The following is a 15,297-nucleotide window of genomic DNA, read 5'->3' as shown; positions in this document are numbered from 1 at the left end:
GCGTGAGGCAATGCGCGGCACTGATGAGATGCAGACAGGACGCCGCAAGGAGATGTCACGCCGGGCCGATCGCACCCCCCCGGCGTGACCCGGCTGCTGTGCATCGGGGTCCCGCTGCTGGGCGGATCCACCGGTCGTGGTCTTCGACACGCCCCTCAACCGGCTCGGCCCGGAGGGCATCGATGGGATCAGGTGCCCCACCTGCGGCGCGATCGTCCGCGCTACGCCTGCCCGGGGCCGTCGTCGCGGTGGCGGCTGCCGGGCAGCATCTCCTGCACCTTGGCCTTCAGGCCCTGCTTCACCACGGAGCCGCGGTCGCTGTCGCCCTTGAGGATCGCGGTGGCCGCGGCCTCGATCTGGTCCAGCGAGGCGTGCGGCGGGATCGGCGGCACGGCCGGGTCGGTGCGGAAGTCGATGACGAACGGCCGGTCGGCGGCCAGGGCCCGGTCCCAGGCGTCCTCGACCTGCTCGGGCTTCTCCACCCGCACGCCGTCCAGGCCGATGTGCCGGGCGATGTCCGCGTACGGCAGGTCCGGGATGTGCTGCGACTCCTCGAACTGCGGGGCGCCGGACATGGCGCGCATCTCCCAGGTGACCTGGTTCAGGTCGCCGTTGTTCAGCACGGCGACGATCAGCCGGGGGTCGGACCACTCGCGGTAGTACTTGGCGGCGGTGACCATCTCCATCATGCCGTTCATCTGCATGGCCCCGTCCCCGACCAGGGCGATCGCCGGCCGGTCGGGGTGGGCGAACTTCGCGCCGATGGCGTACGGCACGCCGGGGCCCATCGTCGCCAGGGTGCCGGACAGGGAGCCGCGCATCCGGCCGCGCAGCCTGAGGTGCCGGGCGTACCAGTTCGCGGAGGAACCGGAGTCGGCGGCGAGGATCACGTCGTCGGGCAGCTTGCCGTCCAGGGCGTGGACGACGTACTCGGGGTTGACGGGGTCGGCGCCGACGGCGGCGCGCCGCTGCATGACCTCCCACCAGCGGGCGACGTTCTTCTCGATCTCCTCCCGCCAGGCCCGGTCCTGCTTGCGGTGCAGCTTGGGCAGCAGGCGGCGCAGCGTCTCGCGGGCGTCGCCGACGAGGTTCACCTCGTTGGGGTAGCGCAAACCGATCATGTGCGGGTCGATGTCGATCTGCACGGCCCGCGCCTGGTCCAGTTCCGGCATGAACTGCGTGTACGGGAAGCTGGAGCCGATCATCAGCAGGGTGTCGCACCCCTGCATCAGCTCGTAGGAGGGGCGGGTGCCCAGCAGTCCGATGGAGCCGGTGACGTAGGGCAGGTCGTCGGGCAGGGCGTCCTTGCCGAGCAGCGCCTTGGCCACCCCGGCGCCGAGGACGTCCGCCAGCCGCTCGACCTCCTCACGTGCGCCGCGGGCGCCCTGCCCGATCAGCACGGCGACCTTCTCACCGGCGTTCAGCACGTCGGCGGCCCGCTGGAGGTCCTCGTCGGCCGGCACCGGCGCGTAGCGGCCGAGACCGAGGCTGGAGGGCACCATCTTGAAGGCGTGCGTCGGCGGGCTGTAGTCCAGTTCCTGCACGTCGGCGGGCACGATGATCGCCGTGACGGTGCGCCTGGCGTAGGCGGTGCGGAAGGCGCGGTCGATGAGGTTGGGCAGCTGCTCGGGGACGGTCGCCGTCTCGCAGAAATCGGAGGCGACGTCCTTGAAGAGACTGGCGAGATCCACTTCCTGCTGGTAGGAGCCGCCCATGGCGCTGCGGTTGGTCTGCCCCACCAGGGCGACGACGGGAACGTGGTCCAGCTTGGCGTCGTACAGCCCGTTCAGCAGGTGGATGGCGCCCGGGCCGGAGGTGGCCGCGCACACGCCGACCTTGCCGGAGAACTTCGCGTAGCCGACGGCCTGGAACGCGGCCATCTCCTCGTGCCGGGCCTGCACGAACTTCGGCTTGTTGTCCGCCCGTCCCCAGGCCGCCAGCAGCCCGTTGATGCCGTCGCCCGCGTAGGCGAAGACATGGTCGACATCCCACTCGCGCAGGCGCTGGAGGATGTAGTCGGACACCTTGGTGCTGGCCATGCGAGCTCCGTCCCGATCCCGTCGACGATCCACTGCCCCCGGCGTCCGGACCGTGCACGGCGGGCGCGCGAGGGTACGACTCCTCAGGGGTAACCGTGCGGGTGCGGGCGAAACGCCGTCCGTGCGGGAGCCGGGACGGGGGAGCGGGGCGCGCCGGTCAGGCGGCGGGCCTGCGGAACTGCTCGATCATCGCCGCGTAGCCGCTGCCGGCGTGGCCGTCGGCCACCGCGCGGTCGGCAAGCGCCGCGAAAAAGCGCGGCAGTTCGGCGTTGACGCCGAGAGTCTCGCTCTCCTCCGCGAGGTGCACCATCGCGTCCCGGTGGACGGTCATGGTGGCGTCGCCGGCCGGGTACGCGCCCTCGTCGATCTGCGGGGCGTACGCGGTCACGTACTCGGTGACCACGTTGATCATCGTGTTGGCCAGCGGGGCGAAGGCGGTGGCCTTCACCTTGGCGGTGCCCAGCAGGGCGGCGCCCTGGAGGAAGCCGTTGAGGATGCCCCACATGATGCCCAGCAGCGACATGTCGTAGAGCGCGGACAGCGCGTGGTCGGTGTCCAGGTACGTGGTGCCCGCGGGGCCGAGCGCGCGCAGCGTCGCCTCGTGCTCCTCGAAAGCCGCCTTCGGACCGCTGTACAGCAGGACGGCGGCGTCGGTGGCGATGTCCGGCGGGATCGCCATGACGGCGCCGTCGAGGTAGGCGGTCCCCAGGCCCGCGGCCCATGCGGCGGTCTCGCGGGCCTGCGTCGAGGTGCCCGTCGTCAGGTTCACCACCACCTTGCCCTCGAGCGAGCCGGCCACCGGGTCGAGCAGCTCGCGCACGGCGGCGTAGTCCGTGACGCAGACGACGACCAGCGGGCTCGCCGCGACCGCCTCCGCCACCGAACCGGCGCGAACGGCGCCCTCGGTGACGAGCCGGTCGGCCTTGGCGGCCGTGCGGTTCCACACGGTGGTGGGGTGCCCCGCCTCGAGGAAGGCGGCGGCTAACGCCTGGCCCATCAGGCCCAGGCCGACGACCGACACCGGAGCCGTGGCTGCTCGCTTCTTCGACATGTGTACTCCCGTTCCGATGCACGCCGTGACGTGCGGGGTCCGTATCTCGGCGACGGTCGATCCGGCGAGGGCCGGTCCGCCCGCTGCCCGTCACCCTCGCACCGCGGTGCGGGCGGCAGACAGTGGCAGAAGTGCCGACCTCCGCAAAATTCCTGCCGTAGGCTCGGCGGCGTGAACCCTGGGTCTGTCGCCATCGCTCTGGTCAACGACACGGACATGCAGGTGTGCGAGGTCTACGAGACGGCCATCGCCTACGCGGTCTTCGGCGACCCCCAGCCGGACCTCGCCGACCCCTGGTACGACCTGCGGGTGTGCGCGGTGACCCCGCCCTCGGGCGCAGGCCCGGCACGGGGGTTCTCCGTCCGCACCACCCACGGCGTCGAGGATCTCGTCACCGCCGGCACCGTGATCGTGCCTTCGGTGCCGGACGCCGTCGTCAATCGGGGGGAGTCCCTCCCGGACGGATTCGTCGACGCCCTGCGCCGCGCCTACGACGCCGGCGCCCGCATGGTGTCCCTGTGCACCGGGGCGTTCGCCCTCGCGGAGGCCGGCCTCCTAAACGGCCGCCGGGCCGCGGCGCACTGGCTCAACACGGCCGACCTGGCCAGGCGTTACCCCGAGGTGGAGGTCGACGACTCGGTCCTCTACGTGGACGAGGGCCGGGTCCTGACCAGTGCCGGCATGACGGCCGGACTCGACCTGTGCCTGCACATCGTGCGCCGTGACCTCGGCGCCCATGTCGCCAACCAGCTCGCCCGGCGACTGGTGGTCTCCGGTCACCGGCCCGGCGGCCAGAGCCAGTTCGTGGACCTCTCCGTCCCGGTCACCGACGACGACAGCCTCGCCCCCGTCATGGACTGGGCCGCCCGCCACCTCGACCAGCCTCTCACCGTCGACGGCATGGCCAGGCGGGCCGGGATGAGCACCCGGACCTTCTTCCGGCGCCTCCAGGCCGCCACCGGGATGACCCCGCTCAAGTGGCTGCTCCACCAGCGCCTCGCGCACGCACAGACCCTGCTGGAGACCACCGACCTGCCCGTCGAGCGGGTCAGCGAGTTCAGCGGCCTGGGCACGGCGGCCAATATGCGCCGCCACTTCACCCTGCACGTCGGGGTGACGCCCACGGACTACCGCCAGTCCTTCGGGACGGGCCCGGCGCGCCGCAACGGCGTGGCCGACCGGCGCGCCTGAACCCACGGGGCCCGGACGCCCATCGGGCCCCGTACGCGCTACGCCCCGGCGACGGACTCCGCGCCCGCCGCCCCGTCAGCTGATGTCGGCCCCGTAGACGTGGTCGACCGTCATCGTGATGAGCACGCGGGGTCGGAGACCATCACCGACCGGTACTCGTCCCAGTCCGGGTGCTCCCCGGCGGCGGCCCGGTAGTAGTTCACCAGTGCCTCCACCTCGGGCCCTTGGGGGTCGGTGCCCGGACCGGTGATCGTGGCGATGCCCTCGGCGGTGGCCCACGACATCCCGTCGGCGCTGGTCACCTCCAGCGTGGCCCGGGCGTCCCGCCGCAGGTTCGCCACCTTGGCCGTGCCGGCGCCGGTGGACACGTGGATGACGTTCGCCGACGCGTCGTAGAACGGCTGGACGGGGGAGAGCTGAGGCCGCCCGTCCGCCTTGATGGTCGCGAGCACACCGATCCGGCTCTTCGCGAGCAGCGCATGGGGGTTGAAGGTTGTTGAGGTCATGCCCCGATTGTCGACCTTGCCTTCGGCACCGAGCACCGAACCGGACACGGCGCGTCCCAGCGACGCCCGGGGTGGTCCAGCCGTGGGCCCGTCAGCCGTCCTGCCGCAGGACCAGGTCCAGCAGGCCGGGGACCTGCCCGGTCAGGTGCTCGCCGGGAGGGCTCGCGCCCCCTCCCGCACCGGTACGGCGTCAGGGCGCCGTCAAAGCTGCGCCCCCCGCCGTATGGGACGCGTCAACGACAGGCCTCATCCGGCCGCACCTGCGCTTTCCTGCAAGTGTCCGTTCCCACCGGTCCTTCCGGTCCTCACTTCAGGAGCTCGCGATGGCCGATCTGGCCTTCGTCGTCATCACGGTCGCGGTGTTCGCGCTGGTGGCCCTAGTCGCCCAGGGGGTGACGAGGCTGTGACCGCCGAGAACGTCGTCGGCCTCGTCGTGGCCGTCGCCCTGCTGGGCTATCTCGTCCTCGCCCTGCTCTTCCCGGAGAGGTTCTGAGCCACGAGATGGGTCCCGTCCTCGCGGGCGTCCTCCAGCTGCTCGCCCTGGCAGCGGCGTTGGCGCTCGTCCACAAGCCCCTCGGCGCCTGGACGGCCAAGGTCTACACCTCCGACACGCACTGGCGCGTCGAGAAGTGGATCTACAAGGCCATCGGTGCCGACCCCGACACGGAGATGCGCTGGCCCGCCTACCTGCGCGGTGTCCTCGCCTTCTCCGCCGTCGGCGTCCTGTTCCTCTACCTGCTTCAGCGCCTCCAGGGCGTCCTGCCGGGCTCGCTCGGCTTCGCCTCGATCGACCCGGACCAGGCGTTCAACACCGCCGTGTCGTTCGTGACCAACACCAACTGGCAGTCGTACTACGGCGAGCAGGCCATGGGCCACGTCGTGCAGACCGCCGGCCTCGCCGTGCAGAACTTCGTCTCCGCGGCTGTCGGCATGGCTGTCGCGGTGGCGCTCGTGCGGGGTTTCGCGCGGTCCCGCACCGGCGGGCTCGGAAACTTCTGGGCCGACCTGGTGCGCGGTGTCGTCCGCGTCCTCGTCCCGATCGCCGTCGTCGGCGCCGTCGTACTGGTCGCCTGCGGTGTCATCCAGAACTTCTCCGGCATCCACGAGGTCGGACAGTTCGCGGGCGGCTCGCAGCAGTGGAACGGCGGAGCGGTCGCCTCACAGGAGGTCATCAAGGAGCTGGGCACCAACGGCGGCGGCTACTTCAACGCCAACTCCGCCCACCCCTTCGAGAACCCCACCCCCTTCACCAACCTCTTCGAGATCTACCTGATCCTGCTGATCCCGTTCTCGCTCACCCGGACCTTCGGACTCATGGTCGGCTCGGTCAGGCAGGGTTACGCGATCCTCGCCACCATGGCCACCATCTGGGCCGGCTTCGTCGCACTGATGATGTGGACCGAGTTCGCCCACCACGGCCCCGCCGTTCAGGCCGCGGGCGCCGCGATGGAGGGCAAGGAGGTGCGCTTCGGGATCGGCGGTTCGTCGATCTTCGCGGTGTCGACGACGCTCACCTCGACCGGTGCGGTGGACTCGTTCCACTCCTCCTTCACCGGCCTCGGCGGCGGCATCACCCTGCTCGGCATGATGCTGGGCGAGATCGCGCCCGGCGGTGTCGGCTGCGGCCTCTACGGCATGCTGGTCATGGCCATTGTCGCGGTGTTCGTCGCCGGTCTGATGGTCGGCCGCACCCCCGAGTACCTGGGCAGGAAGATCGGCTCCCGCGAGATCAAGCTGGCCGCCTGCTACATCCTCGTCACCCCGGCCCTCGTCCTCCCCCTCACCGCCCTCGCGCTGGCACTGCCGACCCCGGCCGCCTCCATGACCCACAGCGGGGCGCACGGGTTCTCCGAGATCCTCTACGCCTACACGTCCGGCGCCAACAACAACGGCTCGGCCTTCGCCGGCCTGAACGCGGACACGCAGTGGTTCAACACCACGACCGGCCTGGCGATGCTCCTCGGCCGCTTCCTGCCCATGGTGTTCGTGCTGGCGCTGGCCGGCTCGCTCGCCGGGCAGCGGCCGGTCCCGGTCACCGCGGGCACCCTGCGCACCGACAAGCCGCTCCACGCGGGCCTGTTGACCGGCACGATCCTCATCGTCACCGGTCTGACCTACTTCCCCGCCCTCGCGCTGGGACCCCTGGCCGAAGGGCTCGCGTGATGACCACCGACGTACAGAAGCGGGACTCCATGTCCACTCCCACCCTCGCGCCCCACCGGGCCGCACCCACCAGGCATCAGCCTCCCGAACGCCGCGTCGGCGCGGGCGTCTTCGACTCCCGCCAGCTGCTCAGGTCCTTGCCGGACGCCGTCCGCAAGCTCGACCCGCGCGTGACCGTCAAGTCCCCCGTGATGTTCGTGGTGTGGGTCGGGTCCGTGCTGACCACGGTGTGTTCCTTCGCCGACCCAGGCGACTGGTTCGGCTGGACGATCAGCGCCTGGCTGTGGCTGACGGTGCTCTTCGGCAACCTGGCGGAGGCCGTCGCCGAGGGCCGCGGCAAGGCCCAGGCCGACACCCTGCGCAAGGCCAGGACCGACACGGTGGCGCGCCGGCTCGTGGACGACCGCGAGGAGCGTGTGCCCGGCACCGCGCTGCGGATCGGTGACCTGGTCGTCTGCGAGGCCGGGGGTGTCATCCCCGGCGACGGGGACGTCGTCGAGGGCGTCGCGAGCGTGGACGAGTCGGCGATCACCGGCGAGTCCGCGCCCGTCATCCGGGAGTCGGGCGGCGACCGCTCGGCGGTCACCGGCGGCACGACGGTCCTGTCCGACCGTATCGTCGTCCGGATCACGACGAGGCCCGGCGAGACCTTCGTCGACCGGATGATCACCCTGGTCGAGGGCGCGGCCCGGCAGAGGACGCCGAACGAGATCGCCCTGAACATCCTGCTGGCCTCGCTGACGATCGTCTTCCTGCTCGTCTGCGTCACGCTGCCGCCCCTGGCCGGCTACGCGGGGACGCACCTGTCGACGGTGGTGCTGGTCGCCCTGCTGGTCTGTCTGATCCCGACCACCATCGGCGCCCTGCTCTCCGCGATCGGCATCGCCGGGATGGACCGGCTGGTGCAGCGCAACGTGCTCGCCCTGTCCGGCCGGGCGGTCGAGGCCGCCGGCGACGTCTCCACCCTGCTCCTGGACAAGACCGGCACCATCACGCTGGGCAACCGGCAGGCCGTCGAGTTCCTCCCGGTGCGCGGCTCGACCGAGGTACAGCTCGCCGACGCGGCGCAGCTGTCGTCGCTGGCCGACGAGACACCCGAGGGGCGCTCCGTCGTCGCCCTCGCCACGGAGCGGTACGGGCTGCGCGAGCGTCGGCGAGACGAACTGCCGGGCGCCGAGTGGGTAGCGTTCACCGCGCGGACCCGGATGTCGGGCGTGGACGTCGACGGACGCAGAATCCGCAAGGGCGCGGCCGGTTCGGTCATCGCCTGGGCCGAGGAGCGGGGCGGCACGGTCGCCGACGACGCCGACGGGATCGCCCACCGCATCTCGGAGGAGGGCGGCACGCCGTTGCTGGTCGCGGTCGAGGACGCGCGCGGGGCCCGGGTGCTGGGCGTCGTCCACCTCAAGGACGTCGTCAAGCCCGGCCTGCGCGAGCGGTTCGCGGCACTGCGCCGCATGGGCATCAGGACCGTCATGATCACCGGTGACAACCCGCTGACCGCCAAGGTCATCGCCGAGGAGGCCGGGGTCGACGACTTCCTCGCGGAGGCCACCCCCGAGGACAAGATGGCCCTCATCCGGCGCGAGCAGGCCGGCGGGAAGCTCGTCGCCATGACCGGCGACGGCACCAACGACGCTCCCGCCCTCGCCCAGGCCGACGTCGGCGTGGCCATGAACAGCGGTACGTCGGCCGCCAAGGAGGCCGGCAACATGGTCGACCTCGACTCCGACCCGACCAAGCTGATCGAGATCGTCGAGATCGGCAAGCAACTCCTCATCACCCGGGGTGCGTTGACGACGTTCTCCATCGCCAACGACGTCGCCAAGTACTTCGCGATCATCCCGGCGCTGTTCGCGGCGGTGTATCCGGGCCTGGGCAAGCTGAACGTCATGGGCCTGTCCTCGCCCGACTCCGCGATCCTGTCCGCGGTGATCTTCAACGCGCTCGTCATCGTCGCCCTGGTGCCGCTGGCCCTGAGGGGTGTGCGGTACCGGCCGGTCGGCGCGGACAGGCTGCTGCGGCGCAACCTGACGGTCTACGGCCTGGGCGGCCTGATCGCCCCCTTCGTCGGCATCAAGATCGTCGACCTGCTCGTCTCCCTCATCCCAGGAATCGGCTGACACCGCAATGAACAACTCCGAACCGAACACCGCCCGGCTGCTCGGGGCGGGCCTGCGCGCCCTCCTGGCACTGACCCTGGTGACCGGCGTCCTCTACCCGCTGCTCGTCACCGGCATCGCGCAGGGCCTGTTCCCCGGCAAGGCGAACGGCTCCGAGAACACGTCGGACGGCAGGGTCGTCGGCTCCTCCCTGATCGGGCAGGCGTACCAACTGCCCCTGCAAGAGGGTCAGGAGACCCCGGCGCCGGACCTGAAGTGGTTCCAGGGCCGCCCGCAGAACGGCCTCGGCACCAACACCGTCAACACCCGGTACAAGATTCTGCTGTCCGGCGCGACCAACCGATCCGGGGACAACCAAGAGCTCGTGCGGTGGGTGCGGGACGCCAAGGCCGCCGTCGTCAAGGACAACTCCACGGACACGTACAAAGTGGACCCGTCCCAGGTGCCCGCGGACGCCGTCACCTCCTCCGGATCCGGACTCGACCCGCACATCTCCCCGCAGTACGCGCGCCTCCAGATCCACCGGGTCGCCGAGAGGAACGGCCTGTCCGTCACGGAGGTGCGGAAGCTCGTCGACGGCCACACCGAGGGCCGCACCCTCGGCTTCATGGGCGAGCCGCGCGTCAACGTCCTCGAACTCAACATCGCCCTCGAGCGGCTCACGGCGGGGAGCTGACGGTGGTACGCGACTGACCCTCGCCCGGCAGGAGCGGCGGCCGCCGGCTGGGCGTACCGGGCGGCGGCGCGACCGCGCCGGGGAGCATCCCGTGCGGCGTCCGTACCCCATTCGGGTGTGCACCATATGCCGTACAGGTCCTCGAGATGTCCAGTGAAGGGGCAATGGCCGGGCCGCGGGCAAGACGGCCCGGACGTCCATCTACGGAGGGACCCCGAATGCCGACGTGGATATCGAGACGGGGCCGCAGGGCGGTGTCGTGCTGCGCGACGGTGCTGTCGTGCGTGCTCCTGTCCACCGCCGCGGCCTTGCCGCACACGGTGCGGGGCGGTGACGCCGCCGAGGCGTCGTCGCCGGCCTGGCGGCCGTGCGAGGAGCCGGCTCAGCGAGGATTCGAGTGCGCGACACTGAGCGTCCCGCTCGACTACGACCGCCCCGCCGGGGAGACCATCGAGCTCGCCGTGATCCGGCGCAGAGCGACCCGTCCGTCCGAACGGGTCGGTTCGCTGTTCTTCAACCCCGGCGGACCGGGCGGAGCCGGGACGGATGCCCTTCCCGCGTGGTACGAGCGCTTCGTCCCGGCCGAGTTGCGCGAGCGCTTCGACATCGTCAGCTGGGACCCTCGCGGTGTCGGCCGCAGCACGGCGGTGCGCTGTTTCGGCAGCGCCGAGGAGGCGACGGCCTTCTGGGCACGGCAGCCGGTCGGATTCCCGGTGGGCGAGAAGGAGCGACGGACCTGGTTCGCCGGGAGGGCCGAACTGGCCGAGAACTGCCGGCAGCGGGCCGCCAAGCTGCTGCCGCACGTGTCCACCTCGTACACCGCCCGCGATCTCGACCGCCTGCGCCAGGCGGCGGGGGACGAGCGGCTGCACTACTGGGGGCTCTCGTACGGCACGTTCCTCGGCGCCGTCTACGCCAACCTCTTCCCCGACAAGGTGGGCGGTCTGCTGCTGGACGGAAACGTCGATCCGCGCAATTACGTGGACGGCGCGATGGAGAGCGACCCCGAGCTGACCACCTCGCTGCGCATGGGCTCGGACCTGGGGGCCGCCGACACCTTGGAGCAGTTCCTCACCCTGTGCGGTCAGGCACCGACGTCCGGCTGCACGTTCTCCGCGGGTACCCCCGAGGCGACGCGCGCCAGGTTCACCGAGTTGATGCGACGGCTCCAGGACCGGCCGGTGGGCGCGTGGACCTATGCCCGAACCGTGTCGGACCTGCGCCAGGACCTCTACTTCGTCGAACCCGGCTGGACCGACGCCGGCGAGATGCTGCAGGCCCTGTGGGAGGGCCGCGCTCCGCAAGCCGCCCCGGCCCCTGATCCGGGGGTGTATCCGGGAACCGAGCAGGAGGCCGCCGTGGTCTGCTCGGAAAGTCCCAACCCCCGCACCCTCGGCCGTTACCCCGAACTCGACGCCTTCGGCTACGCACGTGCCGGGGACCTCGGCCGCCGGTGGGTGTGGGACTACGAGTGGTGCGCGCAGTGGCCGGCCGTGGCGGCGGACCGCTACACCGGTCCGTTCGACCGGCGCACCGCGCACCCGGTCCTGGTGGTCAACACCGTCTACGACGTGGCGACGTCCTACCAGGCGGCCGAGGCCATGACGAGCCAACTGGGTGACGCCCGTCTGCTGACGCTGCGGGGCTACGGTCATACCGCCCTGCTCAATCCCAGTGCGTGCGTGAACGACTACGCCGTGCGCTACTTCACCACGGGTGCGCTGCCGCCCGAGGGGGCCACGTGCCGACAGGACACCCGTCCCTTCGCCGCCGCCAGGCCCGCCGGTGGCATCGCCGCGGGCGGCGGCGGACTCGCCGGCACGGTCGAGCCCCGACCGCGGACCAGGTGACCGTGACGCGCGGTTCTCGATGACGCGTCATGTGGAGCGCGCCGCGATCGCGGAGTCCGGGGCCGCGCCACTACTCTTGCTGGTAGCGTGCAGTTGCACATGACTCGCAATAACGTCGGAGGACGTTGGACATGGCGCTTTACACGCTCCCGGAGCTTCCGTACGACTACGCGGCGCTGGCTCCGGTGATCAGCCCGGAGATCATCGAGCTGCACCACGACAAGCACCACGCGGCCTATGTGAAGGGGGCGAACGACACCCTGGAGCAGCTGGCCGAGGCGCGTGACAAGGACGCGTGGGGTGCGGTCAACGGGCTGGAGAAGAACCTGGCCTTCCATCTGTCGGGCCACATCCTCCACTCGATCTACTGGCAGAACATGACCGGCCCGAAGGAGGGCGGCGGCGAGCCGCTCGCGCGGGACGGCGTGGGGGACCTGGCCGAGGCGATCACGGAGTCCTTCGGCTCCTTCGCCGGTTTCAAGGCCCAGCTGTCCAAGGCCGCCGCCACCACGCAGGGCTCGGGCTGGGGCGTGCTCGCGTACGAGCCGCTCAGCGGGCGGCTCATCGTGGAGCAGGTCTACGACCACCAGGGCAACGTCGGCCAGGGCTCCACCCCGGTCCTGGTCTTCGACGCGTGGGAGCACGCCTTCTACCTCCAGTACCGGAACCAGAAGGTCGACTTCATCGAGGCCATGTGGCAGGTCGTCAACTGGCAGGACGTCGCCGCGCGTTACGCCGCCGCCAAGGAGCGCGGCGACAGTCTGCTGCTGACGCCGTGACGCCGTGACGCCGTGGACGCACAGATGTCCTGCTCGTGATCGTCTTCTCACCGTTCACCGGGCAGGCGCCACGAAGGGCCCCCGAGCACACGGCTCGGGGGCCCTTCCGCGGGTGCGGTGCCGTCAGCGGACCGCGTACCCGAAGTACTCACCGTGGGACGGGAGTCCGCCCTGGCCCGGCTGGTACGTGGTCGCGGGCGCGCTGGTGCCGCCCGTCACGGCGTTCGGGAACGGCAGGACGTGCACGGCGCCCGTGGCGGCGGGCCCGTAGGGCAGTCCGATGTACAGGTTCCGCGGGGTGAAGTGGATGCTGGTGCCCATCTTGGCGCCGGCGCTCGGAGATCCGGGGACGCCGTCGCCGTCGCCCGCCTCGATCCACGAGTCGTTGGCGCCGGCCGATCCCAGCAGGGAGAAGGTGTGGACGGCGCCGGCGTCGGTGACGCCCGCGAGGTCCTCACCCGGGGTGCCCACGGCGATCTTCAGGGTCGCTGCCGAACCGACCTCGCGGGGCGCGGTGTTGACCGCGCTGAGGGCCGCGCCGGTCTGGTCGCCCGCCTCGATCGTGCCGGAGCGGTCGTCGGTCCCGGAACCCTGGTTCAGGGCGTGCATGTACTCCCAGGTGCCGTCGCCCTTGACGTGCACGAGGAGCACGTTGCCCGCGCCGGCCTGCTGCGCGCCGCCGGTCTCGGCCGCCAGGGCCTCGCCCGGGGCGCCGATCGCGAGGATCGAGTCGGTGGCGGTGGCCGCGCCGGCCGGGCGGTAGGCGACCAGTGCGAGGGCCTGGCCGAACTTGTCACCGGCCTCGGCTCCGGCGCCGAACTCCGGGTTGTCCTGGTCGAGTCCCGTGACCACGGTGGGCCGCCCGGCGGCGTCCAGCTTGTGGCTGAACACGGACAGGTTGCCGGCGTTCGCGTCGCCGCCGATGGCGTCGCCGGGAGCGCCGACGGCGATGAAGTTGGAGTCGCCCGCCACGGCCGTGCCGAAGGCGTCGTTCGCCTCGGCCGCGCCGGGGACGCTGCCCGAGTCCTGGTTGATGTCGATGCTGGTGTTGCCGTGCACGTAGAAGGCGCCGCCCGCCTTCGCGAGCGAACCGATCGCCTCGCCCGGCGCGCCGATCAGGACCCACGGCCTGCCCTCGGCGGTGGTGCCCGCCTCGAGGGCGGCGCCCATCCGGTCGTCGCTCTCGGCCTTGGCGCCGCCGATGGAGCCGGTGCCGGAGCCCTGCTCGAAGTGCGCCGCCGCCGGACCGCTGCCGAGACCGTCCTTGCCGCCGAACAGGATGTCGACGAAGCCGGCGTCGGTCGCGGTGCCGAGGTCCTCCTCGGACGCGGACACCACCAGGTCGGTGTAACCGTCCTCGTTGTAGTCGACGGTCGCGAGATGGTTGCCGAAGTGGTCCCCGGCCTCGGCGCCACCGGGTACGTAGTCCAGGTCCTGGGTGATCTCGGCGGTGCCCTTGCCGCCGCCGAGGACGACACGGACCAGGCCCGCGGTGGTGTCGCCGCCGACCGTGGCCATCGGGTCGCCGACGGCGATGTCCTCGACGGCGTCGCCGTTGAAGTCGACGATGCGGGTGGCGCCGGCCTTCGACGCGACCCAGGCGGCGAGGTCGTCGACGCGCGCGACGACACCGGCCGTGGAGGTCTGCGTCTCGTCGGTGCCGAGGCAACCGCCCTGGGAGGACTGGCTGGTGAGGCCGACGAGCTTGCCGCCGGAGAGGACCGGGCCGCCGGCGTCGCCCATGCAGGCGGCGACGTCGCCCTTGCCGGTGACGTTCGCGGAGGTAGCCGCGGCGGAGTCCACGGTGTAGACGCCGGTGTGCAGCTGGTTCGGCGCCCACACGGTCTTCGTACGGCCGTATCCGGCGAAGGTCAGCTCCGTGCCCGCCGCGGGCGCGCCGGAGGCGAACGTCGCCGGGGTCACGTTGGTGACGGGCCGGCTGAGGCGGGCCAGCACCACGTCACGGTCCGTGCGCGGCACGATCTCGACAACCCGGCGCTCGGCACCCTGCGTGCCGGTGAGGTCGGAGCGGCCGACGACGGCGGTGGTCGCCTTGGCGGGGACACCGGCCGGCACGGCGAGCGAGGCGGCCGGGTCGTCGGCGAAGCAACTGGCCGCGGTCAGCAGCCATTCGGGGTCGACGAGGACGGCGGAGCAGCCGCGGTCGTGGGCGCCGACGGTGATCTTCGCGGTGTAGGCGTACGTGGTGTCCGAGGCGGCCACCGGTGTGCCGCCGGTGACGGCGAGGGCGGGGGCCGCGCTCAGGACGAGCGACCCGGCGGCCAGGACGGCGCAGAGCGAGGCCGCCGAAGGACGTCTGACGAAGGACATGAAGGTGGGTTCCTCAATCATGGGGAGTGGCGGCTCAGTTGCTGACGTTGATCTCGACGAGTACGTGCTCCCGGCCGTCGACGGACTCGCCGACGCCCTCCCAGGTGTCCGCCGGGATGTCGTACTCGACCTGCTCGTCCTCGACCGTCATCTCCAGATGGGTGTTGGCGGAGTCGTCCGTCTTCACACCGTGCACCGCGGGCAGTTCGAGGGTCAGGAAGCCGGTGTCGGCGGTGACCTGGAAGCAGACGTCCTCGCGGTCACGGGCGAGGAACCGCAGGAGGTCGGTGCTGTCGGTGCATTCGGCGAGCACGATGTGGCCGTCGCCGCGCTTGAGGACGATGTCCTGCTCGGCGAGGATCTTGTCGGCGTCCGGGTAGGCGTAGTCCTCGACGGCGTAGCCGGGCGCGGCGTCGGCGACGGCCTCGGCCGGGGAACCGGCGGCGCCGGCGTCGCCCTGGGCGAGCACGGCCCAGGCCAGCGCGCCGGCGGTGGCCGCGGCGCCCAGAAGGCGCACGAGTGCGTTGCGTGTCTTCATCACAGTCCTAGAAGGTCGGAACAGTCCTGAAAGGGTCGGAGTTCTTGGGC

At 71.5% G+C, this 15,297-nt stretch carries 11 protein-coding genes and 1 pseudogene; 7 read left to right on the top strand and 5 right to left on the bottom strand.

Annotation, left to right across the window (positions count from 1 at the left end):
- Positions 1–221 precede the first annotated feature (221 nt).
- Together ACFOSY_RS10850 and ACFOSY_RS10845 are read right to left on the bottom strand one after the other, a co-directional pair.
- Positions 222–2,039 (bottom strand): thiamine pyrophosphate-requiring protein, encoded by a 1,818-nt coding sequence (locus tag ACFOSY_RS10850; protein WP_394306542.1) that lies wholly within the window; start codon positions 2,037–2,039, stop codon positions 222–224.
- Between the two features lie 157 nt (positions 2,040–2,196).
- A complete protein-coding gene (locus ACFOSY_RS10845; protein WP_394306541.1) occupies positions 2,197–3,090 on the bottom strand; it encodes an NAD(P)-dependent oxidoreductase in 894 nt (297 codons plus the stop codon).
- Between the two features lie 216 nt (positions 3,091–3,306).
- On the opposite strand from ACFOSY_RS10845, the gene ACFOSY_RS10840 reads away from it, so the two are divergent.
- Positions 3,307–4,281, top strand: coding sequence for a helix-turn-helix domain-containing protein (locus tag ACFOSY_RS10840; protein WP_394306704.1), 975 nt, complete (start codon positions 3,307–3,309; stop codon positions 4,279–4,281).
- Positions 4,282–4,356: 75 nt separating this feature from the next.
- Here the strand turns inward: ACFOSY_RS10840 and ACFOSY_RS10835 are convergent.
- Positions 4,357–4,787, bottom strand: a pseudogene (locus tag ACFOSY_RS10835) (PPOX class F420-dependent oxidoreductase).
- A 403-nt stretch (positions 4,788–5,190) separates the two neighbouring features.
- Here ACFOSY_RS10835 and kdpF point away from each other — a divergent pair.
- The 6 genes from kdpF to ACFOSY_RS10805 all read left to right on the top strand — a co-directional run bounded on the left by kdpF (position 5,191) and on the right by ACFOSY_RS10805 (position 12,378).
- The gene (kdpF, locus tag ACFOSY_RS10830; RefSeq protein ID WP_037817630.1) at positions 5,191–5,280 is read left to right on the top strand and encodes a K(+)-transporting ATPase subunit F; all 90 of its coding nucleotides are present in this window, start codon (positions 5,191–5,193) and stop codon (positions 5,278–5,280) included.
- A gap of 8 nt (positions 5,281–5,288) precedes the next feature.
- Positions 5,289–6,950 (top strand): potassium-transporting ATPase subunit KdpA, encoded by a 1,662-nt coding sequence (gene kdpA / locus ACFOSY_RS10825; RefSeq protein WP_394306540.1) that lies wholly within the window; start codon positions 5,289–5,291, stop codon positions 6,948–6,950.
- On the top strand, positions 6,950–9,073 hold the full coding sequence (kdpB, locus tag ACFOSY_RS10820; protein WP_394306539.1) for a potassium-transporting ATPase subunit KdpB: 2,124 nt from the start codon (positions 6,950–6,952) through the stop codon (positions 9,071–9,073). Before kdpA ends, kdpB begins: the two co-directional genes overlap by 1 nt.
- Positions 9,074–9,080: 7 nt before the next feature.
- Entirely contained in the window at positions 9,081–9,749 is a 669-nt protein-coding gene (locus ACFOSY_RS10815; RefSeq protein WP_394306538.1) for a potassium-transporting ATPase subunit C, read from the top strand.
- 284 nt (positions 9,750–10,033) lie between these two features.
- Positions 10,034–11,599: an alpha/beta hydrolase gene (locus tag ACFOSY_RS10810; protein WP_394306537.1), complete on the top strand. Its 1,566-nt coding sequence runs from the start codon at positions 10,034–10,036 to the stop codon at positions 11,597–11,599.
- A 131-nt stretch (positions 11,600–11,730) separates the two neighbouring features.
- A complete protein-coding gene (locus ACFOSY_RS10805) occupies positions 11,731–12,378 on the top strand; it encodes a superoxide dismutase (RefSeq protein WP_394306536.1) in 648 nt (215 codons plus the stop codon).
- A 123-nt stretch (positions 12,379–12,501) separates the two neighbouring features.
- Here the strand turns inward: ACFOSY_RS10805 and ACFOSY_RS10800 are convergent, their stop codons facing one another.
- Positions 12,502–14,709, bottom strand: a complete 2,208-nt coding sequence (locus ACFOSY_RS10800) for a trypsin-like serine protease (protein ID WP_394306535.1) — start codon at positions 14,707–14,709, stop codon at positions 12,502–12,504.
- A 34-nt stretch (positions 14,710–14,743) separates the two neighbouring features.
- Positions 14,744–15,247, bottom strand: a complete 504-nt coding sequence (locus tag ACFOSY_RS10795) for a hypothetical protein (protein ID WP_394306534.1) — start codon at positions 15,245–15,247, stop codon at positions 14,744–14,746.
- Between the last annotated feature and the right edge of the window lie 50 nt (positions 15,248–15,297).

It is taken from the genome of Streptomyces lusitanus (assembly GCF_042647945.1).
GTDB lineage: Bacteria > Actinomycetota > Actinomycetes > Streptomycetales > Streptomycetaceae > Streptomyces > Streptomyces pseudogriseolus.
This window is presented reverse-complemented; position numbering and strand designations above follow the sequence as displayed.

Excerpts from the sequence above, each read along its gene's own strand:
- ACFOSY_RS10850 (WP_394306542.1), bottom strand. The coding sequence starts at position 2,039 with ATGGCCAGCACCAAGGTGTCCGACTACATCCTCCAGCGCCTGCGCGAG.
- ACFOSY_RS10845 (WP_394306541.1), bottom strand. The coding sequence starts at position 3,090 with ATGTCGAAGAAGCGAGCAGCCACGGCTCCGGTGTCGGTCGTCGGCCTG.
- ACFOSY_RS10840 (WP_394306704.1), top strand. The coding sequence starts at position 3,307 with ATGCAGGTGTGCGAGGTCTACGAGACGGCCATCGCCTACGCGGTCTTC.
- kdpA (WP_394306540.1), top strand. The coding sequence starts at position 5,289 with ATGGGTCCCGTCCTCGCGGGCGTCCTCCAGCTGCTCGCCCTGGCAGCG.
- kdpB (WP_394306539.1), top strand. The coding sequence starts at position 6,950 with ATGACCACCGACGTACAGAAGCGGGACTCCATGTCCACTCCCACCCTC.
- ACFOSY_RS10815 (WP_394306538.1), top strand. The coding sequence starts at position 9,081 with ATGAACAACTCCGAACCGAACACCGCCCGGCTGCTCGGGGCGGGCCTG.
- ACFOSY_RS10805 (WP_394306536.1), top strand. The coding sequence starts at position 11,731 with ATGGCGCTTTACACGCTCCCGGAGCTTCCGTACGACTACGCGGCGCTG.
- ACFOSY_RS10800 (WP_394306535.1), bottom strand. The coding sequence starts at position 14,709 with ATGTCCTTCGTCAGACGTCCTTCGGCGGCCTCGCTCTGCGCCGTCCTG.
- ACFOSY_RS10795 (WP_394306534.1), bottom strand. The coding sequence starts at position 15,247 with ATGAAGACACGCAACGCACTCGTGCGCCTTCTGGGCGCCGCGGCCACC.